Here is a 1,587-nt window from a genome sequence, read left to right on the forward strand (position 1 = left end):
ACGCAAGTCTTGCGGGCTTTGTCCATTGGGCTCCAAGTAGCACAAAAGGCGGCGCAACCTCGCCTTCCTCGAAGACCCGCAAAGCACACCTTCTCCGGCTCGCCGGTCCCTAAAAGAGATTCCCCTCAGGCTGACCTTCGTCACCTGAACTTGCCACGCACGGTTATCAGAATGGCCCTTCACGCCTTCAGTGGAGGGGCACAAAGATGCCGACGTTTTCCGAACTCTGAAAGCAGCACCCCAACATCGCAGGGGATGCACCGATCCTGGACAAGACCGTCTACGAGAACCAGTGTGCGATCAACCTCTCCGCTGCCCTCATGCGCTGCGGCGTCGACTTGAAGTCGTTTGGTGGGGCCAGGTCATGGGAGAAGGACAAGCCCAAATATCCGATCCGTGCCGAAGAGCTTGCGGCGTGGCTGGATAAAAACGCCGCGGTGCTTCCGGGCAAGATTCAGAAGTTCACCGGCAAAGACGTCGCCACATCCTTCGACAAGATCAAGGGCAAGCATGGGGTGATCTTCATCAAGGACTACTACGGTCCAGGCCTCAGCGGTGACCACATCGACCTCTTCAAAGAGTCCCGCATGACAGACACCTCCTCCTGGTTTCGCATCGCCACAGGCTTTGCCATTCAAGGCTTGTGGAGCGACTACAAGAAGGCCAAGGCCATCTGGTTCTGGCAGATGTCATGAAGCGCGCCCTGTTTACCTTGCTCGGTGCCGTCGTCTTTGCCCTGGTGTCGTATGGGCTGGTCGAGCTGTTTGCCAGTTGGTATGGCCCTCGATACATCAAGTCGGACTCCGACATCGGTGACGCCTTCATGATGTCGCTGGGCTTCATGCTCATCTGCCTCATCGCAGGGGGCATCGTGGGCTTCAAGTGGGCAAGTCGAAAGCCCAGGGCCTGAGGCCCATCAGTAAACCCCGGCGGTTCACGCAAGTCTTGCGGGCTTTGTCTTTTCCAGCTCGCCTCATTGCGCCGGCTCCCCCATTGCGGGCATTGTTCATCGTTTGCCCCTCCGGGCCTCGGCGCGCCGCAGGCCGCCGCCGCTATCATCTGCCGCCGCTCGACGCAGACCAGCACACGACCGCGGCACACCCCGGCACGAACGACGCCCCATGAACACACCCCTCACGTCCCTGCCCACCCGCAAGCCCGCCTTCGTGCCCGAGACCCGCTTCGGCCTCTGGTTCCTCTCGACGCCGACCTGGCGTGTCCACGTGCTGGGCCGCGCGCTGGACGACCTCCAGCGCCTGGCGCCTGACATCCCCAAGGGCGGCGTGATGCTGGACATCGGCACCGGGCAAGGCCATTCGCTGCCCGAGCTGGCCCAGCGCTTCCAGCCCAGCCAGATCCACGCGCTCGATCCGGAGCCGGACTTCGCCGCCCGCTGCGCCGCGATGCGCCAGGCCACGCCGGTGCCGGTGACGCTGCACGACGCGCATGCCGAAGCCATCCCGCTGCCCGACGCTTCCGTCGACGTCGTGCTGTGCCACCAGACCCTGCATCACATCGTCGATCAGGCGACCGCGCTGTCCGAGGTCTTCCGCGTGCTCAAGCCGGGCGGCGTGCTGCTGCTGGCCG

General features: G+C 63.2%; 3 protein-coding genes. All 3 read left to right on the forward strand.

Going from position 1 to position 1,587, the window contains the following annotated elements; genetic code table 11:
* Positions 1-266: 266 nt before the first annotated feature.
* Positions 267-695 (forward strand): type VI secretion system amidase effector protein Tae4, encoded by a 429-nt coding sequence (locus FUT87_RS20560; RefSeq protein ID WP_255511950.1) that lies wholly within the window; start codon positions 267-269, stop codon positions 693-695.
* Positions 692-910, forward strand: a complete 219-nt coding sequence (locus FUT87_RS20565) for a hypothetical protein (protein ID WP_147242221.1) — start codon at positions 692-694, stop codon at positions 908-910. Before FUT87_RS20560 ends, FUT87_RS20565 begins: the two co-directional genes overlap by 4 nt.
* A gap of 211 nt (positions 911-1,121) precedes the next feature.
* A partial coding sequence (locus FUT87_RS20570; RefSeq protein ID WP_147242222.1) for a class I SAM-dependent methyltransferase occupies positions 1,122-1,587 on the forward strand: 466 nt, incomplete at its 3' end.

It is taken from the genome of Mitsuaria sp. TWR114 (genome assembly GCF_007997345.1).